At 36.5% G+C, this 23469-nt stretch carries 19 protein-coding genes, 1 pseudogene and 1 riboswitch; of the genes and pseudogenes, 15 read left to right on the forward strand and 5 right to left on the reverse strand.

Translation table 11 applies throughout. The features are described 5' to 3' along the window. The first annotated feature begins 16 nt into the window (after positions 1-16). The 15 genes from cysD (at position 17) to AC0L3Q_RS04725 (ending at position 17277) form a co-directional block, all read left to right on the forward strand. Positions 17-976 (forward strand): sulfate adenylyltransferase subunit CysD, encoded by a 960-nt coding sequence (cysD, locus tag AC0L3Q_RS04655; RefSeq protein WP_473285523.1) that lies wholly within the window; start codon positions 17-19, stop codon positions 974-976. 69 nt (positions 977-1045) lie between these two features. Beyond that, positions 1046-2293, forward strand: a complete 1248-nt coding sequence (locus AC0L3Q_RS04660; protein WP_473285524.1) for a sulfate adenylyltransferase subunit 1 — start codon at positions 1046-1048, stop codon at positions 2291-2293. Positions 2294-2402: 109 nt separating this feature from the next. Then, positions 2403-4493, forward strand: coding sequence for a HEPN domain-containing protein (locus tag AC0L3Q_RS04665; protein WP_473285525.1), 2091 nt, complete (start codon positions 2403-2405; stop codon positions 4491-4493). Between the two features lie 76 nt (positions 4494-4569). After that, positions 4570-5346, forward strand: coding sequence for a uroporphyrinogen-III C-methyltransferase (cobA, locus tag AC0L3Q_RS04670; RefSeq protein WP_473285526.1), 777 nt, complete (start codon positions 4570-4572; stop codon positions 5344-5346). A gap of 11 nt (positions 5347-5357) precedes the next feature. Beyond that, complete coding sequence (locus tag AC0L3Q_RS04675) at positions 5358-5960, forward strand: precorrin-2 dehydrogenase/sirohydrochlorin ferrochelatase family protein (protein ID WP_073315813.1); 603 nt, start codon at positions 5358-5360, stop codon at positions 5958-5960. After that, positions 5947-7002, forward strand: coding sequence for an NAD(P)/FAD-dependent oxidoreductase (locus AC0L3Q_RS04680; RefSeq protein WP_073315505.1), 1056 nt, complete (start codon positions 5947-5949; stop codon positions 7000-7002). Before AC0L3Q_RS04675 ends, AC0L3Q_RS04680 begins: the two co-directional genes overlap by 14 nt. A gap of 123 nt (positions 7003-7125) precedes the next feature. Beyond that, entirely contained in the window at positions 7126-7446 is a 321-nt protein-coding gene (locus AC0L3Q_RS04685; RefSeq protein ID WP_073315504.1) for a 2Fe-2S iron-sulfur cluster-binding protein, read from the forward strand. 91 nt (positions 7447-7537) lie between these two features. Beyond that, positions 7538-7644, forward strand: a riboswitch (SAM riboswitch). A gap of 161 nt (positions 7645-7805) precedes the next feature. Next, on the forward strand, positions 7806-8813 hold the full coding sequence (locus AC0L3Q_RS04690; protein ID WP_473285527.1) for a homocysteine S-methyltransferase family protein: 1008 nt from the start codon (positions 7806-7808) through the stop codon (positions 8811-8813). Continuing rightward, entirely contained in the window at positions 8810-11482 is a 2673-nt protein-coding gene (gene metH / locus AC0L3Q_RS04695) for a methionine synthase (RefSeq protein WP_473285528.1), read from the forward strand. Before AC0L3Q_RS04690 ends, metH begins: the two co-directional genes overlap by 4 nt. Next, a complete protein-coding gene (locus AC0L3Q_RS04700) occupies positions 11482-11964 on the forward strand; it encodes a DinB family protein (protein WP_473285529.1) in 483 nt (160 codons plus the stop codon). The genes metH and AC0L3Q_RS04700 overlap by 1 nt, the downstream gene beginning before the upstream one ends. 17 nt (positions 11965-11981) lie before the next feature. Next, on the forward strand, positions 11982-12935 hold the full coding sequence (metF, locus tag AC0L3Q_RS04705) for a methylenetetrahydrofolate reductase [NAD(P)H] (RefSeq protein ID WP_473285530.1): 954 nt from the start codon (positions 11982-11984) through the stop codon (positions 12933-12935). A 71-nt stretch (positions 12936-13006) separates the two neighbouring features. After that, on the forward strand, positions 13007-14104 hold the full coding sequence (locus tag AC0L3Q_RS04710) for an acyloxyacyl hydrolase (RefSeq protein ID WP_473285531.1): 1098 nt from the start codon (positions 13007-13009) through the stop codon (positions 14102-14104). Continuing rightward, on the forward strand, positions 14101-14850 hold the full coding sequence (locus AC0L3Q_RS04715; RefSeq protein WP_473285532.1) for a head GIN domain-containing protein: 750 nt from the start codon (positions 14101-14103) through the stop codon (positions 14848-14850). Before AC0L3Q_RS04710 ends, AC0L3Q_RS04715 begins: the two co-directional genes overlap by 4 nt. A 113-nt stretch (positions 14851-14963) precedes the next feature. Continuing rightward, positions 14964-16886, forward strand: a complete 1923-nt coding sequence (locus AC0L3Q_RS04720) for a PAS domain-containing protein (protein ID WP_473285533.1) — start codon at positions 14964-14966, stop codon at positions 16884-16886. Beyond that, positions 16873-17277 (forward strand): response regulator, encoded by a 405-nt coding sequence (locus AC0L3Q_RS04725; RefSeq protein ID WP_073315496.1) that lies wholly within the window; start codon positions 16873-16875, stop codon positions 17275-17277. The genes AC0L3Q_RS04720 and AC0L3Q_RS04725 overlap by 14 nt, the downstream gene beginning before the upstream one ends. Positions 17278-17320: 43 nt before the next feature. On the opposite strand, the gene AC0L3Q_RS04730 is transcribed toward AC0L3Q_RS04725, so the two are convergent. From AC0L3Q_RS04730 to gldA, 5 genes and pseudogenes are all read right to left on the reverse strand, one after another. Beyond that, a complete protein-coding gene (locus tag AC0L3Q_RS04730; RefSeq protein WP_473285534.1) occupies positions 17321-19939 on the reverse strand; it encodes a TonB-dependent receptor plug domain-containing protein in 2619 nt (872 codons plus the stop codon). A 14-nt stretch (positions 19940-19953) separates the two neighbouring features. After that, the gene (locus tag AC0L3Q_RS04735; RefSeq protein WP_473285535.1) at positions 19954-20871 is read right to left on the reverse strand and encodes a FecR family protein; all 918 of its coding nucleotides are present in this window, start codon (positions 20869-20871) and stop codon (positions 19954-19956) included. 170 nt (positions 20872-21041) lie between these two features. Further along, a complete protein-coding gene (locus tag AC0L3Q_RS04740; RefSeq protein ID WP_073315493.1) occupies positions 21042-21554 on the reverse strand; it encodes an RNA polymerase sigma factor in 513 nt (170 codons plus the stop codon). 54 nt (positions 21555-21608) lie between these two features. Then, positions 21609-22175 carry a hypothetical protein gene (locus tag AC0L3Q_RS04745; protein ID WP_473285536.1) on the reverse strand — a complete coding sequence of 189 codons (567 nt, stop codon included), beginning with the start codon at positions 22173-22175 and terminating at the stop codon, positions 21609-21611. 151 nt (positions 22176-22326) lie between these two features. After that, positions 22327-23234, reverse strand: a pseudogene (gene gldA / locus AC0L3Q_RS04750) (gliding motility-associated ABC transporter ATP-binding subunit GldA). Positions 23235-23469: the final 235 nt, after the last annotated feature.

Genomic DNA, 23469 nt, shown 5'->3' on the forward strand with positions numbered 1-23469 from the left:
TAACGAAGAACGAAGCATGGAAATACTAGAAAAGAAAGTAGAGCAACTAAACGGATTAAAAGAGGATTTGGGTAGTGTTTCATTGTTGAAGGTAAACGCCTTAGAAAGTGAAGCGATTTACATTCTTAGAGAAGTAGCAGCGCAATTCGAGAAGCCTGTACTTCTGTTTTCTGGAGGAAAAGATTCGATTACTTTGGTAAGATTAGCTCAAAAAGCTTTTTATCCAGCAAAAATTCCTTTTCCACTTTTACATATTGATACTGGACACAACTTTCCGGAAACTATCGAATTTAGAGATAGATTGGTAGAAGAACTTGGAGTTGAACTTATCGTTCGAAATGTTCAGGATTCTATCGATCAAGGAAAGGTAGTAGAAGAAAAAGGAAAGTATGCAAGTCGTAATAGCTTACAAACTACAACACTATTAGATGCTTTAGAAGAATTTAAATTCGATGCTGCGATAGGTGGGGCTAGAAGAGATGAAGAGAAAGCTAGAGCCAAAGAACGTATTTTTTCGGTTAGAGATGATTTTGGACAATGGGACGAAAAAAATCAACGTCCAGAATTATTTGATCACCTTAACGGGAAAATAGATTTGGGACAAAATGTACGTGTATTCCCAATCAGTAACTGGACAGAACTTGACGTTTGGAGTTATATCCAAAAGGAAGAGATCGAAATACCGTCAATTTATTTTGCCCACAAAAGAAAGACATTTATCAGAGATGGTATGATTTGGTCTGCAGAAGACGATGTGGTATTTCGCGAAGAAGATGAAATCGTAGAAGAAAGAATGGTGCGTTTTCGTACCGTAGGAGATATGTCTTGTACGGCAGCGGTATTGTCTGAAGCAGTGTCTATAGACAAAGTAGTAGCAGAGATAAGAGAATCAAAAATTTCTGAGCGAGGAGCGCGTATTGATGATAAGCGATCTGAAGCAGCGATGGAAAAACGTAAACAACAAGGATATTTTTAATGAGTTGATCATTTAGACTGTAGATAAAATAACAGTTTTGATTTTCAAACATCAACCAAATATAGTAGGATGGAAGTACTAAAAATAGCAACAGCAGGAAGTGTAGACGATGGTAAAAGTACCTTGATTGGTAGAATTCTATACGATACTAAGTCATTAACGACCGATAAATTAGAAGCTATTGAAGCAAAGAGTAAAGCTAATGGATTCGATTATTTAGATTTCTCGTTAGCTACCGACGGATTAGTTGCTGAGCGTGAACAAGGAATAACAATCGATGTAGCACACATATATTTTTCAACAAAAAAGAAGAGCTATATCATCGCTGATACTCCGGGACATATTGAGTATACTCGAAATATGGTAACGGGAGCATCAACTTCGCAAGCATCTATTATTTTGGTAGATGCCAGAAAAGGAGTGGTAGAACAAACCTATCGTCATTTTTTTATCAATAATTTATTGAGAGTAAAGGATGTGATTGTAGCGATCAACAAAATGGATTTGGTAGATTATGCAGAAGAAACTTACGAAGCGGTAAAAGCAGATTTTCAGAAACTTATTGATAAAAGCGAATATAAAGATCAAAATATCACCTTTATCCCGGTAAGTGCTTTGCAAGGAGATAACGTGGTAGAAAAATCACAAAGTACACCTTGGTACGAAGGACAAACATTACTGGAGCATCTAGAGAAGTTAAATGCTCAGGATGTGTATGAAAAAGCGCAAGTGCGTTTCCCTGTTCAAACAGTAATCAGGCCAAAGACTGAAGAGTTTCATGATTTCAGAGGATATGCAGGGAAATTGTATGGAGGAGATATTTCTGTAGGAGACGAAGTAACTGTACTACCTTCACTAACTTCTTCAAAAATAAAAGAGATTTACTTCTTTGATAAGAAGTTTGACACAGCAGGAAGAGGAAGTTCTTGCACCATCACCCTGGAAGATGATATCAACATTAGCAGAGGGGATATGATTGTAAAATCAGAAGAGCAACCAAAAGTTGAAAAACAATTAACAGCAACCGTTTGCTGGATGGATAGTAAAGCGCTAAATCCAGGGAGCAATTATTTTGTGCAAAGTGGAAGCAATCGCATTTTGGCTAAAGTAAAAAACATAAGTGGGACTATTGCAACAGATTTCTCTGGAGAAGATACTTCAAAGAATACGCTTACACTTAATGAAATTGGTAAAGTACAGATCCAGTTAAGTAAGCCATTGGCATTTGATTCATATAGTAAAAATAAAGCCTCGGGCTCTTTTATATTAATAGATTCACAAACCAATAATACATCAGGAGTTGGATTTATAGAGTAAAAATAGAGTCGATTTTCACAGAATAAAATCATACGATTTTTGCGGTAAAAAATAGATACACAAAAGTCATAATTATGTCCTTTTTTGAAGGGCCGAAACACCAAAAAAGATGCAAAGTTTTAGAACTGAAATAGAAAACCCAGTTGTCGAAAAAGACATCATCGAATTGGCTAATAAAATTGAGCAATTCCATAAGGGTAAGATTGATGAAGAGAAGTTTCGAAGCCTTCGTTTGGCTCGTGGAGTATATGGTCAGCGTCAGGAAGGAGTGCAGATGATTCGTATTAAGCTACCGTATGGAAAAGTGAAATCTAACCAATTAAAACGTATCTGCGAAGTGTCTGATGAGTATTCCAGAGGACGTTTGCATATCACTACACGTCAGGATATCCAGATTCATTATGTAGATTTAAATAGAACTCCAGAATTGTGGGCAGAACTGGAAAAAGATGATGTGACCCTAAGAGAAGCTTGCGGAAATACAGTACGTAATGTAACGGCTTCAGAAACTGCAGGGATTGATGTAAATGAACCTTTTGATGTGTCTCCCTATGCACATGCAGTGTTTCAAAATTTCTTGAGAAACCCGATTTGTCAGGAAATGGGACGTAAATTCAAAGTTTCTTTTTCAGGAACCGACGAAGATACAGGACTATCTTACATGCACGATCTTGGGTTTATTGCCAAAATTGAAAATGGGGTTCGAGGTTTTAAAGTGATGCTAGGTGGTGGATTAGGTTCACAACCACGACATGCGGATGAATTATACAGCTTTTTGCCTACCGATAAAATTATTCCTCTAATGGAAGGGGTATTGAGAATCTTTGATCGCCACGGTGAGAGAAAGAGTAGAGCCAAGGCCAGAATGAAATTCTTGATTAAGGATATCGGATTAGAGGCATTCAAAGAGTTGGTAGAAGCAGAACAAAAAGCAATCGTAAATAAAACTGTACCTATTGATGCAGAAGCTTACGAAGTTTCTACTCCAGTTATTGTAGAAACCCCTGTGGTAGCTATCAAAGATCAGAAAGCTTTTGAACTCTGGAAGTCAACGAATGTTATTCCTCAAAAGCAAGAAGGATATGTTGCGATAGGAATCAAAGTGTTGTTAGGAGATTTTTATACAGACAAAGCAAGATTATTAGCAGATTTAGTAGAACAATATGCAGCAGGAGAACTACGATTATCTTTACGACAAAATATATTGATTCCTTTTGTGAAGGAAGATTTAGTTCCATTTTTCTATCAGAAATTAGGAAAACTTGGTTTCACCGAAGCCGGATACAACAAGGCGGTAGATATTACTGCTTGTCCGGGAACGGATACCTGTAACTTAGGAATTGCTAGCAGTACTGGTATTGCCGATGAGTTGGAGCGAGTGCTAAAAGTAGAATACCCACAATACTTGGAAAAAGAAGATCTAGTGATCAAAATTAGTGGATGTATGAATGCTTGCGGACAGCATAATATGGCTAATATAGGTTTCCAGGGGATGTCGATTCGTACTAAGGATAAGTTAGTAGCACCAGCACTTCAGGTATTGCTAGGTGGAGGGAATTTAGGAGATGGAAATGGTCGTTTTGCAGACAAGGTGGTAAAAATCCCAAGTAGAAGAGGACCAGAGGCTTTAAGACGTATCCTTAATGATTTTGAGGCGAATGCCAAGAATCAGCTTTTTGTAGATTATTATGCAGAACAGGGAGAAAAGTATTTTTATGATTTGCTTACTGACCTTTCTGAAACAGATAACCTTACTCCAGAAGATTTTGTGGATTGGGGTAATGAAGAAAAATATGTAAAAGCAATTGGTGTAGGAGAATGTGCAGGTGTAGTAATTGATTTGGTAGCTACGCTATTTTTGGAAAGTGAAGAGAAAATCCAAAATGCCAAAGCTTCTTTTGATAGTGAAGTGTATTCTGATGCGGTATATCATACTTATAGTTCTTTAGTAAATTCTGCAAAAGCATTATTGATTGCAGAAAACAAAAAGACGAATACACATGCAGGGATTATCAGACAATTTGATGAACTTTTTGTTGAGACTAAAAAGATAAACCTGGAAGGAACCTTTGCTGATCTGGTATATCAGATTCAGAAAAACGCACCAACAAAGGACTTTGCTTTGGATTATATCAAAATTGCACAGCAATTTTTGCAAAAAGTACAATCTTACAGAGCACTTGAGGTAGAAAGTGCTTAAAGCTATACATTTGTTTGATTCGTAGAGGGATAAACCTGTGATCAAGTAAGTATAAAAATAAAGAAAGGAATATACGATGAGTATTCATAAAACACCAAAATTAACAGTTGTAGGAGCGGGTCCAGGAGATCCGGATCTGATAACGCTGAAGGCAATCAAAGCTTTAGAAGCTGCAGATGTGGTGTTGTATGATGCACTCATTAATGAAGAGTTATTGGATTACGCTCCTAGTGCCGAAAAAATATTTGTAGGTAAGAGGAAAGGATGCTATGCCTACCGGCAAGAGCAGATCAATGATTTAATAGTGGCGAGAGCAAAAAGCCATGGTCATGTAGTAAGACTCAAAGGAGGCGACCCATTTATTTTTGGTCGTGGTGCAGAAGAGATCGATTATGTTAAACAATTTGGTATTGTAACGGATATGGTGCCTGGTATTTCCTCTTCTTTGGCGGTACCAGCATACCAGGGAATTCCGTTAACCCGAAGAGGAGCTTCAGAAAGCTTCTGGGTAATTACCGGAACAACAAAATCCCACAAATTATCACAGGATGTTTACCTGGCGGCAAAATCAAAAGCAACTGTGGTAATTTTGATGGGGATGAGTAAGTTAAGCGAAATAGTTCGTATTTTTGCAGCCGAAAATAAAGAAGAGGTACCTGTAGCGATTATTCAAAACGGAACTACCAAAAAAGAAAAGTTTGGTATGGGTACGATACAAACAATCGAGCAGGTCGTTGCTGATCAAGAATTGTCTTCGCCAGCTATAATTGTGATAGGAGAAGTAGTTCGACAGAAAGTGCAACTGGCTTCAATTTATGAAGAGGTAAACAAAATAGAAGCATCTGGATCGTAAGGATGACAGTGATGGAAGAAAGAAATAATCTATATCCGGTTTTTTTGAAGGTTAGAAATCTTGAGGTGCTTATCGTCGGAGGAGGAAATGTAGCTGAAGAAAAACTAACATTCTTGACAAAATCCAGTCCTGATGCTAAGGTGACTATGGTATCGCCTATGTTTAGAGAAGGAACCATTGCTCTGGCCAATAAGTTTGGAGTAAGAATGATAGAAAAGAAATATCATAGACGATTCCTTAAAGATAAACATATAGTGATTGCAACTACAGATGTGCCAGAAGTGAATATGAAAGTGTACAAAGACTGTAGAAAAAGAAGCAAATTGGTAAACGTTGCTGATAATCCCCCATACTGTGATTTTTATATGGGAGGAATCGTTACAAAAGGTAATGTAAAGGTGGCGATTTCGACTAACGGAAAGTCGCCTACAACAGCCAAAAGATTGCGTCAGTTTTTTGAAGAAGTATTGCCAGAAAACATAGACGATTTGGTTAAGAATTTAAATGAATATAGAAAAACAATAAAAGGTGATTTCGAAGAAAAAGTGGAAACGCTAAACGAATTCACAAAAGGATTAATAGGAAAAAAAGAAGTTGAACATGATCAAGACTGATATTTTAATCATCGGAGCTGGACCTACAGGGTTATTCACTGTTTTTGAAGCAGGATTATTGAAGTTAAAAACGCATTTAATTGATGCGCTTCCACAACCAGGTGGACAGTGCTCAGAAATTTATCCTAAGAAACCTATCTATGATATCCCAGGATTCCCTGAGATTTTGGCAGGACAATTAGTAGATAACCTAATGGAGCAAATTAAGCCTTTTAATCCTGGATTTACGCTTGGTGAGAGAGCAGAAACTATTGAAAAATTAGAAGATGATACCTTTTTGGTAACTACCAACAAAGGAACTCAACATAATGCCCCTGTTATTGCAATTGCAGGTGGTTTAGGTTCTTTTGAGCCACGTAAACCTCCTATTCCAAATATTCAGGATTTTGAAGACAAAGGAGTCGCCTATATTATTCGCGATCCCGAAGTGTATCGAGACAAAAGAGTAGTGATCGCAGGAGGAGGAGATTCTGCATTGGATTGGACTATTTTCTTGGCAGATGTAGCAAGCGAAGTAACGCTAGTACACAGACGAAATGAGTTCAGAGGAGCGTTAGATTCTGTTGAACAGGTTGGTGAACTATCCAAATTAGGTAAAGTAAATCTGATTACAGAAGCAGAAGTAAAAGAATTGGAAGGAGGAGACCACTTGACAGCTGTTGGGATAAAACATAAAACCAAAGGTGATATCCGATTAGAAACCGATTATTTTATTCCTTTATTTGGACTATCTCCAAAATTAGGGCCAATGGCTAATTGGGGATTAGAAATAGAAAAGAACGCTATAAAAGTTGATAATTCTTATGATTATCAAACCAATATCCCTGGGATCTACGCCATAGGAGATGTAAATACCTATAAAGGAAAGCTTAAACTCATTCTTTCTGGTTTCCACGAAGCGGCTATCATGTGCCAGAGTGCATACCAAAGAATTCACCCAGACAAGAAATACGTAATGAAGTATACAACAGTAGGGGGTGTAGAAGGATTTGATGGTACCAAAAAAGAGGCAAAGAAGGAAGTTGTAAAAGCGATCATATAAGACAATTTGAGTTTTCTCTTTTCTGAAAAGAGAAGAGAAAACTTAAGTATATCTTAAATAATTCTTCAGAAACACAAACACCACTATATTTGTTGAATTTTTAAAGCATTAAGGACAAGAAATATGTCAGACGTTACCATAAAGATTAAGGATAGAGAAGGAGTAGTGCACGAAGTGCAAGGACCAACGGATATGAATATGAATCTGATGGAGGTTTGTAAAGCTTATGAGCTTCCGGTAGAAGGAACGTGTGGAGGAATGGCGATGTGTGCTTCTTGTCAATGCTACGTATTATCAGATCACGAATTACCAGAAATGAGTGATGATGAGGATTTAATGCTGGCAGAGGCTTTTTATGTAGAAGATAATAGTAGATTAGGATGCCAGATTCCGATCACTCCAGCATTGGATGGGTTGGAAATTGAGTTGGCTCCAGAATCATAAAAGTAGTAAATAAACTTGCATAACAAATGGCTATGCCTTTAATTTGTATGCAATCAATAGCAAAAGCTATTTAGTTCATAAATTCATGTAATTGTTATCAAGAAAGGTGGAGGGAGTAGACCCGGTGAAACCTTAGCAACCCTTTATCTGTTAAAGAAGGTGCTACATTCTATCCTGAAATTCAGGAGAAGATAACCCAAAGAAAGGTCATGATGCCTGCCTTTCATTTTTCTTGATATCATAATTATTTAATAATACATAGACTCTTACAAAAGAAGTTTATCGTTTTTGTTATGGGGTTCTCCCATACAAGGATCTAATCTCTGGGAAAAGAGTACTATTTTGTATGATAAAAGATAATGAAAGATATTAGAGAAATACTAGAAGAGCGAATCCTTATTCTTGATGGGGCAATGGGAACCATGCTGCAACGTCATAAATTTACTGAAGAAGATTTTAGAGGAGATCGATTTAAGGATTGGCAAGTTCCTTTACAGGGAAATAATGACTTGTTAAGTATTACACAACCTGAAGCGATTAAAGAAATCCACCGTTTGTATTTTGAAGCTGGGGCAGATATCGTTGAAACAAATACATTTTCAGGGACAACGATAGCAATGGCAGATTATGAAATGGAAGAATTGGCATATGAGCTGAACTATCAATCCGCCAAAATTGCAAAAGAGGTGGCAGACGAGTTTACTCAGGCAGAACCTCATAAGCCTCGATTTGTTGCAGGTGCTATTGGACCTACAAATAAGACGGCAAGTATGTCCCCAGATGTAAATGATCCGGGCTTTAGAGCAATTAGTTTTGAGGAGTTGAAAATAGCGTATAAACAACAAGTCGAAGGCCTCATAGATGGAGGCGCTGATATATTGTTGGTAGAAACCATTTTTGATACGCTTAATGCCAAAGCAGCTCTTTTTGCTATAGAAGAAGTGAAAGATGAAAGGGGAATTGATATTCCGATAATGGTGAGTGGTACGATTACAGATGCTAGTGGTAGAACTTTGTCGGGACAAACTGCCGAAGCTTTTTTGATATCGGTTTCACATATCCCAATGCTATCCGTTGGATTTAACTGTGCCCTAGGAGCGAAACAACTTACTCCGCACTTAGAAGTATTGGCCCAAAAGGCACCTTTTGCTGTGTCGGCGCATCCTAATGCAGGATTGCCTAATGCGTTTGGAGAGTATGATGAAACTCCAGAACAAATGGCAGATCAGATCAAAGAATATTTGGATAAAAGTTTGGTAAATATTGTTGGAGGATGCTGCGGAACCACTCCGGAGCATATCAAAGCTATAGCAGATTTGGTAAAGGACTACAAACCTAGATCTGCAAAAACTATTGAGACTATATGAGTAAAGAAGTACGGTATATGAAACTATCGGGACTGGAACCATTGATTATTACTCCAGAGTCTAACTTTATTAATGTTGGTGAGCGGACCAATGTTGCAGGGTCACGTAAGTTTTTGAGATTGATCAAAGAAGAAAATTACGAAGAGGCCCTCACTATAGCACGTCATCAGGTAGAAGGAGGAGCACAAATCATCGATATTAATATGGATGATGGTTTGATCGATGGTAAGGAAGCTATGGTGAAGTTTCTCCACTTAATCGTTTCAGAGCCAGATATCGCCAGGGTACCTATAATGATTGATAGCTCTAAGTGGGAGATTATTGAAGCTGGCCTTCAGGTGGTACAAGGAAAGTGTGTGGTAAATTCAATAAGCCTCAAAGAAGGAGAAGCTGCATTTATAAAACAAGCTAAGGCCATAAAAAGATATGGTGCTGCTGTAATTGTTATGGCTTTTGATGAGGTAGGGCAAGCAGATAACTATGAGCGTAGAATAGAAATAGCTAAACGTTCTTACGATGTTTTGGTCAATGAGGTTCATTTTCCGCCAGAAGATATCATTTTTGATCTCAATTTATTCCCAGTAGCAACCGGGATGGATGAACACCGCAAAAACGCTATAGATTTTATAGAGGCTACACGATGGGTGCGTAGCAACTTACCTCACTGTAGTGTAAGCGGTGGTGTGAGTAATGTTTCTTTTTCGTTTAGAGGTAATAATGTGGTTCGAGAAGCAATGCACTCGGTATTCTTATTTCATGCGATTAAAGCAGGAATGAATATTGGTATTGTAAACCCTGCTATGTTGGAAGTGTATGATGATATTCCTAAAGATCTTTTAGAACACGTAGAAGATGTTATTTTGGATCGAAGGGCAGATGCTACCGAGAGGTTATTGGATTTTGCCGAGACGGTTAAAGGAACCAAAAAGGAAAAAACAATCGACCTTTCCTGGAGAGAAGAACCGCTTCAAGATCGTGTCACCAGAGCTTTGGTTAAAGGGATAGACCAATTTATTGAAGAAGATGTTGAAGAGGCCAGGCAAAATGTGAATAAACCCATAGAGGTTATTGAAGGGCACCTAATGACAGGTATGAATGTGGTTGGTGATCTTTTTGGATCTGGAAAAATGTTCCTTCCACAAGTAGTAAAGTCAGCTCGTGTAATGAAAAAAGCAGTGGCCTATTTGTTGCCTTTCATAGAAGAAGATAAAGATGCAGTTACCGAATCCAATGGTAAGATTTTGATGGCTACGGTCAAAGGAGATGTGCATGATATTGGAAAGAATATTGTTTCTGTAGTCCTTGGATGTAATAATTATGAAATCGTTGATTTGGGAGTGATGGTACCGCCCGAAAAAATCATACAAACAGCGATTGATCAACAAGTGGATATCATAGGGCTAAGCGGGTTGATCACACCTTCGCTTGATGAGATGGTGTATTTGGCAAAAGAAATGGAACGTAAAAATTTCAAAATTCCATTGCTGATAGGAGGAGCAACCACTTCCAAAGCGCATACAGCGGTAAAGATCGATCCTCAATACAAGAATGCTGTAGTTCATGTAAATGATGCTTCTAGAGCAGTTACTGTAGTGGGAGATTTGTTGAATAAAAGAAATTCTGGGAAGTATGTTGGAGATTTGAAGGATGATTATGAAAAATTCAGAGAGGGTTTCTTGAGGAGAACGAAACAAAAAGAGTATTTGTCTATAGCTGAAGCCAGAAAGAATAAGTACAAAATTGACTGGTCAAAATCCACAATTAAAGTTCCCAATGATCCTGGAGTGACTGTGATCGAAGATTTTGAACTTGCTAAACTAATCGACTATATCGATTGGACGCCATTTTTCAGATCCTGGGATCTGCATGGAAAGTATCCGGGGATTCTAACGGATGAGGTTGTGGGCGAGCAAGCCACTTCTCTTTTTAAAGATGCACAGGAATTGCTTGACAAAGTGATCGATCAAAAATTATTGAAGGCAAAGGCAATTTACGGTTTGTTTGAAGCAAATACGGTGAATGATGATGATATTGAAATCGTTCATCAAGACGACATATTTACGTTTAGAACCTTAAGACAACAATTAAAAAAACACGCAGGCAAGCCTAATTTTGCCTTATCTGATTTTATAGCTCCAAAAGAAAGTGGACTACAAGATTATATGGGGTGTTTTTGTGTAACTACAGGTTTTGGAACCCAGGAATTAGCGGCTCAGTTTGAAGCAGATCATGATGATTATAACTCTATTATGATCAAAGCATTGGCGGATCGATTGGCAGAGGCTTTTGCTGAATTTTTACATGAAAAAGTTCGTAAAGAAGATTGGGGTTATGCAAATAATGAACTTTTGACTAACGAGGAGTTGATCAAAGAGGAATATGAAGGTATTCGACCAGCACCTGGATATCCAGCATGTCCCGACCATTTGGAAAAAATAACTATTTGGGAAGTGTTAAAAGTGAAGGAGGCTATTGGAGTCGAGCTTACTGAAAGTCTGGCTATGTGGCCTGCCGCTTCAGTTTCTGGTTATTACTTTGGTAATCCTGAGGCAAGATATTTTGGTTTAGGTAAGATTAAAGAAGATCAGGTTGAGGATTTTGCAAACCGAAAGAATATTGACCTAGATCATGCTAAGAAATGGCTAAACCCAAACTTAATTGAACAGTAATGGATATAGAAGATTGTATTTCACGTCTCGAAGAAGTTTTTGATGGCCAGCCTTGGTTTGGTCCTTCGTTTTTGAGTAGCCTCAAAAAGATTCCGGTAACCTTCTGGAATCAAAAACCAAAAGGAGGTGTACATTCTATTTCAGAATTGGTGGTTCATACCATGGATTGGAAAAAGTTTGTGGTAGAAAAATTACAGGATAACGAGACCTATAGCATCGAGATGAATTCGAACAAAGATTGGCGACCAGATGTCTCAATTAACAACCAGAAACAGAAAGATGAAATCATCGATCAAATTGTGGTATTGCAAGATACTATATGTCAGCTGTTAGAAGGTAAACGCGATTCCTGGTTATACGAATTTGTTTTAGGGAAAGATTATACCAATCTATATATGGTCAATGGAACCGTTGACCACGATATCTACCATTTGGGTCAAATTAATTTGATCTATAGTCAAGTAAAAAATAATCATCAATAAAAATATATACATCACTAATGAAAGTTACCGATCATATAAAAAGAGCAAAAGACAAAACCTTGTTTTCTTTTGAATTAATTCCACCGCAAAAAGGAAGAAGTATTCAGGAGTTATATGATAATATAGATCCATTGATGGAGTTTAATCCTCCTTTTATTGATGTTACGACCTCTCGAGAAGAGTTTATTTATATTGATAGAGATGGGCTTTTGGATAAAAAACTAACCCGTATGCGACCGGGTACAGTTGGTATCTGTGCTTCGATTACACACAAGTATAATGTGGATACAATACCGCATGTATTATGTGGCGGTTTTACCAAAGAGGAAACAGAATATCTGTTGGTGGATTGTCATTATCTGGGGATAGATAATGTGATGGCGCTTCGAGGTGATGCAATGAAGGAGGAAAAGTATTTTACACCTACCAAAGGGGGACACTGTTATGCCAATGAATTGGTGGAACAAATTGTCAATATGAACAAAGGACAATTCTTACACGAAGTAATAGAAACAGATAATCAATCCGATTTTTGTGTCGGAGTAGCGGGTTATCCAGAAAAACATTTAGAGGCGCCTTCTATGGATTCTGATATTCGAAGATTAAAGGATAAAGTAGATGCAGGTGCAGATTATGTGGTTACGCAAATGTTTTTTGACAATAAAAAATATTTTGAATTTGTAGAAAAAGCAAAGGCAGCTGGGATTGATGTCCCTATCATCCCAGGGATTAAACCCGTAGCCGTAAAAAGACACCTTCAGTTATTGCCGCAAGTGTTTAAATTGGATATTCCCGACGAATTGGTGAAAGAAGTAGAAAAATGTAAAACCAATAAGGAAGTTCGAGAAGTTGGGATAGAATTTGCAATTCAACAGTCCAAAGAATTGATGGAATACGGAGTTCCTGTGTTGCACTATTATTCGATGGGGAAATCGGATAATATAAAAAAGATCGCTTCGGCAATTTTTTAGTTGTTCAAAACGTTTTGAACATTGTGTATTTCAGGTGTTGGTAATTTTATCAATATTACTACTTTTACCCGATGATTAAACGACTGGCTTTCGTATTATGCGTTGTTAGCTTCCAACTGTATGCTCAGAATGAGTCCAAATCTTGGTATACTGTAGATGTCAATAATTTTTATGGCACTATTTTAAAACATAATCCCGATATTTCTCATTTGATTACAGGGCATCCTTCTGGGGTTATTCTCTCTTTTCAGAAAAAAACATTTGGAGACGAAGAATGGCAAAGGTTATATAATAATCCAGAGTATGGTGTTTCTTTTATTTATAATGATCTGGATAATACATACCTAGGAGAACATTTTAGTCTTTTTGCACATTATAATTTTTACTTTCTAAAGCAACATCTCATGTTCCGTTTAGGACAAGGGTTTGCGTATAGTACCAACCCTTATGACGAAGATGATAATTTTAGGAATATAGCACATGGCTCGCACTTAACAAGTGCTACTTACTTTTTATTGAATTTTAAAAAGGAAAACTTACTGAAAGGGTTGGGGCTGCAAGCTGGACTTGGTATTGTGCATTATTCTAATGGTAATGCCAAGGCGCCAAATAAAAGTACAAACACCTTGTTTTTGAATGCTGGGATTACATATCAATTAGATACAGATATTCCAGAATATCAGGAAAAGGAAAAGGGATTAGTGAAAGGTGGTGAGCCTTTTGGATACGGGTTTTTGTTTCGCAGCGGTATTAATGAAAGTGATGTAGTAGGGTCTGGACAATTTCCGTTCTATACTGTGGGCGCTTTTATTGATAAAAGAATTAACAAAAAAAGTGCTTTTCAATTGGGAACAGAACTTTTCTTCTCCAAAGCCCTAGAACGGTTTATAGATTTTAGAGCTAGTGGTGGTTTTAATGATAGTACCACTGGAGACGAGGATTCTAAGCGTGTTGGATTGTACGTAGGTCATGAGTTAAGAGTAAACAGGGTATCTGTTTTAACACAGTATGGATATTACGTATATTATCCTTTTGATTTTGAAGGCCAAACCTATTTGCGTGCAGGGTTACGATATTACTTTTCCAAAAATTGGATAGGCGAATTTACTGTTCGATCCCATGCGGCCAAAGCCGAAGCAATGGAATTTACAATAGGGTATAGATTATGAAAAAGATAGGATACTGCATAGGGTTAGTGTTATTGCTGTTTGGTTGTGATACCGAAGATGCCCCCGATTGTTTTCAGCGAACAGGAGATATTATTAGGCAAGAAGTAGAAGTGCCGGCTTTTTCGCGAATTTTAGTCAATCCAAATGTTGAGTTGGTTATAACACAAGGTGAAAATAGAACAGTTGTTATTGAAACAGGGGATAATTTGATTGAGGAGGTAACAGCTGTTGTAGAAGGAGATCGATTAGTGCTTCAAGATGATAATGATTGTGCATTTTTTCGAGATTTTAATCAAACTAAGGTTTTTGTTACCGCCCCTAATATTACCGAAATACGAAGTGCAACCCAATTTGATATTTCTTCTGAAGGAGTTCTGAATTATCCAACGCTACGATTGCTGTCAGAAGATTTTAATGAGAGTACAGGAACGACCACGGGGACTTTTCATTTGAATATTAATTCAGATGCACTAGAAGTAGTAAGTAACAATATCGCTTCCTTTTTTATTACAGGATCGGTGACCAGCCTTAATGTGGGGATCTTTTCTGGGACTGGGAGATTTGAGGCAGCAGAATTGATCGCCGATGATATACAAATCTTTCATAGAGGGACCAATAAGATTATTATTAATCCGCAACTTTCTTTACGAGGTTCTATACGAAGTACCGGGGATGTCATCGCAGTAAACAGACCTCCTGTGGTTGAGGTTGAACAATTCTTTACCGGTAAACTTATTTTTCCATAAAAAATTTATGGTATTGACATCTAAATACTGCGGTTTTGTGGCAGTTAGTTCTGTGAGATTATTTATAAATTTATATGTACCCCAGGTAAACACATCTCACAAAGGACGAAAAGATGAAAGAAGAACAAAAGATTTTAGAGGGTTCCTTGTTGGGTAACGAAGAAAACTATCTCAAAAAAGAATTATACGATTTAATTAGATCCGATACTTCTATATTGGATTTTTTACAAGAAGCGATACTTGACGGCATATGGTTTTGGGATCTTGATAATCCCGATAATGTATGGATGAGTCCAGAGTATTGGACTACATTTGGATACGACCCCAAGAAAATGCCACATAAATCCTCTTCGTGGCAACCCATTGTTTTTGAAGAAGATCTAAAAAATATATATGCCAATTTTGCCTCCCATGCCAAGGATCCCAAAATTCCGTATGATCAAATCGTTAGATTTAGACATAAGTTAGGCCATACCGTATGGATACGATGCCGGGGGATGATGTTTAGAGATGCGGATGGAAAGCCTCTGAAAATGTTGGGAGCGCATACAGATATCTCTAGGGTTAAAGAAAAGGAAGAAGAGTTACGATTACAAAAAGCCTTTTTTGAACAAGTAATCACTGGGACTAACCTTGGAACCTGGAAATGGAATGTAAAAACAGGTGCAACTATTTTTAATGAACGTTGGGCAGAGATCATAGGATATAGCCTAGAAGAGCTAGAACCCGTTTCTATTGATACCTGGATGAAATATGCTTATAAAAAAGATCTGGAAAAGTCGAATGCCCTTTTACTAGATCATTTTGCGGGTAAAACCGAAATTTATGAATGTGAGGCCAGAATGCGTCATCGGAATGGAAAATTGATTTGGGTTTTGGATAGGGGAAAAGTGGTTAGTTGGGATGAAGAAGGGAACCCAGAATGGATGGTAGGCTCTCATCAGGAAATTACCGAAAAGAAAAAGGCATATGAACGTAACAAGCAATTTATTAAGCAAGCTCCTACAGCGATTGCCATGTTTGATAGAAATATGGAGTATTTGGCGGCTTCAGAAGAATGGCTAACAGTTTTTAATCTTAAAGGCCTTCAAATTACCGGAAAATCACATTATGAGGTATTGCCTATAATTGGTAACAAATGGAAGGTAAGTCACAAAAAATGTTTAGAAGGAAGTGTAATCAAAAATAGTGAAGAATGCATTAAACATGTGGATGGATCAATACAATGGTTATCCTGGGAGTTTCGCCCCTGGTATACCGATGAAGATGAAGTAGGAGGGATTATTATTCATGCTAACGATATTACAAAAATTAAGAAAAAGGAAGAGCTAAAATCCTTGTTAGCAGTAGCAGAAGATCAAAATAAACGATTGAAAAACTTTGCGCATATTGTTTCACATAACTTGAAGTCTCATTCTGGTAATTTTGAAATGTTATTGGATTTATTTGTGCAAGAAAATCCGGAGTTGAAATACAATGAAATCATCAAATTATTCAAAACTGCTTCTGGGCATCTTACCGAAACAATTTCTCATCTTAATGAGGTGGTGTTAATGAATACTTCGTTGGATGAAAATTTGGTAGGTCTTGATCTTTATGTTGCTACCAACAAAACTATCGAAGGAGTAAAAGCCATTGCTACAGAGGCCGAAGTTGAAATTAGAAATAATGTGACCCCTGATATTAGGATATTGGGTATTTCGGCTTATTTGGATAGCATCTTATTGAATTTGATTACTAATAGTATAAAGTATAGTGCAAAAAATCGAGATAGCTATGTTGAGTTAAGTACTAAAATCGAGAAAGGTTTTGTGGTTCTTAGCGTAGCAGATAATGGTCTGGGTATTGATTTAAAAAAGCATCGTTCAAAACTGTTTGGAATGTACAAAACGTTCCATCATAATAAAGATGCTAGAGGTATAGGACTTTTTATTACCAAGAATCAAATAGAAGCCATGGGAGGAAGAATTACAGTCAAAAGTGAAGTGAATCTAGGTACAACGTTTAAAGTTTATTTGAGATATGAAAAAAATTGACATTGCATGTATTATAGATGATGATCCTATCTTTATTTTTGGAGTTAGGAAAATAATGGATCTCATTGATTTTTGTAAAAGCTTAATGGTTTTCAGAGATGGCGAAGAGGCACTACACAATTTGAAATCCATTATATCCAACAATGAAAAATTACCCGATGTTATTCTCTTAGATCTCAATATGCCAGTTCTGGATGGATGGCAGTTTCTGGATGAGTTTATCAAAATCCCATGCGACAAAAAAATCGTCATTTATATTGTTTCCTCTTCTGTGGATCCAGAAGATATGCATAGAGCAAAATCCTATGAGTTGGTTAGCGATTACATCGTAAAACCAGTTACCGTGGCAAAGTTAAAAGAAGTACTAAACGATTTAGAAAAAGCAGTGTAAGTCAAATACAAATTTTGGTAGTGCGGGAAGATTTTACAAAAGGCTAAAAAGAAAAACGAACCACAAAATCAGGAGTGAATCGCAAGGATTCACGCTGGAAACTTTCGATGTATTCAGTCAGGTCTTGGGTGTCGGCTCTTCCCAAAAAACCTTGACTGATGGTGTTTTTACGGTCGTAGATGTTTCTTAAAGAAAAACCGACCATTCCTTTCCATCGGCTATCTTTATTGGGGTTGAAGCGATATAGTACCGAAGCATCAAGTCGATGATAATCTTTAAATCTATTTCGGTTGATTCCTTTTTCATCAATTCGTACTCCAAAGGCAAAACTTTCAGGATCTCTAACGATATTGGTAAATGGCCTTCCTGTCGCGTAGTTCCAACCTAAAGAAAACTCAAAGTCTTTGACTTTTAGAGTCTGAGAAATGTTGAATACATGGCGTTGGTCAAAATTTCCAGGGAAGAAGGTTTCTTGTACATCTGGAAATTTAACTTCTGTATTACTCAAAGAATATCCCAACCAAAACCTGTAATTCTTAATTCGTTTTTTTATCAGAAGATCTACTCCAATTCTATTTTCTTCACCGGTAATCACAAATTGATTAGAATCAGAAAGGGCAATATCGAGGATTAGGTTATTAAAAGATGAGATGTTACCCAATCTTTTGTAATAAGCCTCGACATCAATGTTCCAACCATTAAAGGAATATAATGACCCAAATGTAAATTGAGAACTCCTAAATACGGGTAAACTAATATCGATAGATTCCAGAGTTCGATAACTTCCAGAATTTACCCAAAAATCATCTGCTACTGGTAAGAAGCCGATATCAGCAGCAGTGCTATTAAAACTAAGATATCGATTTAATTGTTGGTTTTTAAGTTCTGCGGAAGCGGTGATTCTAAAATCTTTAAAAATCTCAAAAGATGAAAATATTCTGGGTTCTGCCAAAAACCGATTAGTATTACTAAGTAATGAATTTCTAAGACCAATGCTTAGGTAGGATTTTGGTGTTTTATAAAGATATTCCAGATATAGCGTATGACTGTTGTTTTGGTTTTTAATTTCATCCATAAACGGATTTTCAACTCCATCAAATCGTTCGTCGGTTATGGCTTCATTGTCATTTTCATTGTAAGTAAACTGATAGCCTACACCCAAATGTTGATTGTTTTCAAAGGGTATATTTATCGAATATTCTCCTCCGATATCCTTTACCACGATATTTCGATCAAATTCTAAAAAAGAGCTTGGGTTTCTATCGTCAACATTTAGCGTGTATCTTTTGTCGTAAAGAGAAACATAGAAATTAGCATATTGCTGTACTCCTCCCTTGTGATTTGCAGTCCAGTTGATGCTTGAGCCAAAGTTTCTCAGTTTTAAAACATCTTTTAAACGTAGATCACCTCTTGTCTCGCTTTCTACGTCCCGAATAATATCTAATCTGTTTTCTACAAACAAAGTGCTTGCTTTGAAGGTGTGATTGTCGTTCGGTTTCCAGACAAACTTGAAATTACTATCCGAAAAAGAAAAATCGTCTTTTTCCATTTCATCTGTACCATTTTTATTGTTTTCAGGAATATTTGCTCTTGTATTCTGAAAAACTTTACGTACCAGATTGTTGTAACTAATGTTTTGATAAATGTCTGTTGAAGATCTACGACCAGCAAGCATAATACCTACTTTTTCTGACAGTGGTACTTTTACAAAAAGATCTCCATGCGTGAGATTAAGCCCTCCACCGGCTTGAAATCTATCAGTAAGATCATTGGCAGATTCTATTTCGATAACTCCGGATAGACGATCTCCATAACGAACACTGGTACCTCCTCTATATACATTAACGCTCTCTACGATATAAGGGTTAAATGTTGAAATTTGATCAAAGAAATGACCGGTGTGATACATCTTTATACCATCCCATAGTACCAGATTTTGATCTGGAGTACCGCCACGGATATATAAACCTGCAGGATCTTCTGTAGGACTGCTAATTCCAGGGAGTAATTGCAGACTTTGTAATACATCGGGTTCCACTAGGCCGGGTAGAATTCGTAATTCTTTTGTAGATATTTTTACAGAGGCATCTTCATTTTTTTGAATCCCTCGTGTAAGATATTCTTTAATAACAACTTGATTTAAATTTTCGATTTTTGGTTGTAAACGAATAGTGTCACAGGCATTCGAAAACGCATTTGCGGCTATGGATTTAGGGTAGTATCCCAGGTGAGACAGTGTTAAGCTGTCTCCAGGCCGCAGTTGAATGGTAAATGAACCGGAATTATCGGTTAGTTTTACCGTTGATTTGTTTTTGATAATATCTGCTTGTACTAACTCAAAAGAGGTGACATCATCCAGTACAACACCACAAACTTCAATCAAAGTATCATTTTCAACCACAATATAACTCGTGTCATTGATCTTTTGTAATCTATACCTGGTTTGTTTTTCAATGATGCTCTGAAGTTCCTCTATAGAAAGAAGATTTTGATCGATGTCGATGATAACATCTTTAATAGTATCCGCATCAAAAGAAAAGTTGAATTGGTGATTCGTTTGAAAACTTTCCAGAATTTTAGTAACTCGTACTTTTTTCTCAGAATTAGCAATAGTAATCTCCTGCGTGTATCCCAGAGATACCAGAAGCAGAAAAAAACACACTAATTTTTGATTAATCACTTATTTCGGAGTTCAATGGTATTATCATTTGTAAATGTATAATTAATATTCATGGGTTCAAAACAAGTTTGCAAGGCTTTTTTGATGTCTTGATGATCAAAAAATCCAGTAAACATACGTTGCGAATCAATATCACCAGATTTGATCGTAACATCAAACTGTCGTTCCAATTCACTAATCACCTCTTTAAGTTGAACTTCTTTAAAATGCGTTATTCCATTCATCCAAGAAGGGTTTTGACTCTTAATGTCAAATAATAGCAATTGTTGTGCTGGAGTAGATTTTACTGCTTTGCCTTGCGTAAGTATTACTTGCTCCTTTTGTTGGGATACTTGCACTTTTCCTTCAAAACAATGTACTTCCAGTTTTTGAACTCTTGAAAACACATCAAATTGGGTTCCTAAAACTGAAATGTCTCCATTTTTGGTTTTTACCACAAATTTTGATCCTTTGGCAACTTTAAAATAAGCTTGCCCTTTTAGGGTAAGTTCTCTTTTCTCTAAAAAGGATTCAGTATCGTAAATGATAGAGGATTCGGCATTCAAAACTACTTCAGAATTATCTGGTAATGTCAATGTTTGTGTTTGTGCCATTTGGGTAGTAACTACGGTACGATTTGGACTAAAGACTCTTATGCTTACAATTACCAAAAGTATTGCCGCTGCAGCATAAAGCCATGGCTTAAAAGAAACTACTTTTGTTTTTTTCTCCTGATATGTTTTGTTGTATTCCTTTTGCTTTATCAGGTTATTTATCGTGTCAAAAGTAGGCTGATCAAAGCGTTCAACACCGTTAAGAATATCTTTGTAGGCCAAGTAATCCTCGGACTTCTCAAAAACTTTCTTTTCCTCTTCTGTAATTTCTCCCGCTAACCAACGTGCCAAAAAATTATTATCTTTTTTATAATCTGACATTGTATAGACTTTTTATAATGTTTTATTAACTTCTTTAGATGATACTAAATTTCTATATAGCTTAGAATTCCTAAAAGATGTGAATTCTTCTGTAGATAAAGTACCATGTATCCATTTAATCAAAAATTCATTTTGCGAATATTTATCTGATATATTCATGATATTATTGTTTAAATATTTGGGATTGATTTTCTTAAATTCAATAATGCCAATTGCATTCTTTTTTCTACTGCTTTTACCGAAATATCTAATATTTCTGCAATTTCCCGATAGGTCTTTTTTTCCATTCTACTTAACAAAAAGACTTCTCGTTGTCGATCTTTTAAATTACTAATTGCTCTGTTTAAGCGATCCATGAATTCCTTTTCTTCCATTTGAAACTCTGGAGATTCATTGGTGTAGGTCTTTTGAGTCGTAGCTTGATATTTCAGCATTGTCTTTTGAGACCGTATTTCGTTTAAAGAAGCGTTGTTAGCCACTTTGTACAGGAAACTTTTGGCTGCTTCAAAAATTACTTTGGAACAGTTTACCCATAGTTTGGCAAAGCTATCTTGCACGATATCATGAGCTTTTTCAATATCCCCATATCGATAACACAGATAGCGATATATTTTTTCTGCATGGTCATGATAAAGTTGTTCATATACTTTTTCTTCGCAAACACTTACAGTTTTTTTGGTCATGTACAGCTATATTTAATTAGTTCATGTTGCTTTTTACCTATTAAGATATTCATATTACCATGAATAACCTACAGAAAAATTAAGATTTGGTCGTGTGCTACTCGAGTTAATACTGTGATCAACAGGTATTCTTAAATCTGCTCCTCCAGAGAGACCAAGGGTAATGCCATTGTTGAACACCCATTGATATCCAGCATCTACTGAGATTCCTGTGGAAAAGTAATCGCGATCAAAATTTGGTTCCACAGTTCCTCCTATATTTTTAAAACGATCTAGCTCATAAAGTCCAAATATTCCTGCTCCGACAAACCATCCTCTTGGGGCAATCTTATCTTTTGAAAAATAACGCCTGTAATCCACTTCTAGAAATGAGGTGTAATTTTCTACTGTTCCTCCTACCAATAAACGATCTTTTTGGTATCCTTGCCCTATAGTAATATTCAAAGAACTTTTTGGGCCGATCACTCTTTCATAATCAAAGATCAATTCGTTAACAAAGAAATTTAGCGGACGTATTTTGATGCTATTTTTGAACGTTTTAGGTTTTTCGTTTTTAATATCCTGCCCCATTATCCCACAAGTACACATGATCAACAGCATAGTCAATACTTTGTTTCCCATTTTTTTGTTTTCCGAATTAATTAAATTACAATTCTAAAACACAGGAGAAGTAAAACACCCTAATTTTTATTTGTGATTCCTTGTCGGCGCAAGTGGTGAAGTAGGGTTGAAGTATAAATGATTGATTTTGAAAAGAGTGTAATATTACTCCTTAGCTTGAATGATCAGAAGAGGTAAGCTCTCTAAATAAACTTTCTAGATTTTTATTTTTTCTAGATAGTTGAAGAATTTTTAATTCATTATCGTGTGCAAAATCGAAGACTTTTGGCCTCATGTCATTGGTAGTGTCGAATGTAATGTGATAGGTGAACCCAGCAATGTTTTTTACATCAGATACATGTGGTAGTTTTAATAAAAAGGGTTCCTCTACCCGGTAGTCAAACTCGACTTCAATGATTTGCGCTTCTTCATTGAGTAGATCTTTCAGCAATTTGTCACTGGCTATTTCACCTTTGTTAATAATGATCACTCGATCACACATGGCTTCAACCTCTTGCATGATATGGGTAGAAAGTAAAATGGTCTTTTTTTACCAATTTCTCGTATAAGTTCACGAATTCCTACCAGCTGATTAGGATCTAATCCTGTGGTAGGCTCGTCCAAAATAAGTACTTGAGGGTCATGTAGCAATGCAGATGCTAGACCAACTCTTTGTTGATATCCTTTGGAAAGCTGATTTATTTTCTTGTTAGCTTCAGGGGTAAGACCGGTAAGTTGGATAACTTCTTCTATTCTGGAAGCTTTTACATTGTAGATCTTACCATTAAAAGCGAGATACTCTCTAACAAACATATCTGTGTAGAGGGGATTGTGTTCTGGAAGATATCCAACGCTTTTTTGAACCTCAATTGCCTCTTTGTTTACATCATATCCATTAACTAGAGCCGAACCACTATTTGCATCCAAATACGAGGTTAATATTCGCATCATGGTGGATTTTCCTGCTCCATTTGGTCCCAAGAAACCGACAATTTCTCCCTGTTTAATTTCAAAAGAGATATCATTTAACGCTTTTTGGTCTTTATAGAATTTGGAAATATTAGATACAGATATGGACATAGATAAAAGTGCTTATGAGTATCAAAAGTAATAATTCCTGATTTATTGTTTTAATGATCTTAAAAAACAATAGAGATTAACACTTTGGTAATATTGGGGTAATAGAGTTACCGTCTTTTGTTTGTAAATTTATTGAAATACAAAAGGTGTTGTTATGGTTACGTTTTTGAAGCAACTATTTAAGAAAATCGCTCGAGAACTTTTTTGCTCGATGCAAAGGTTATTCTTTATGCTA

This window comes from Aquimarina sp. KJ22-3, assembly GCF_055808215.1.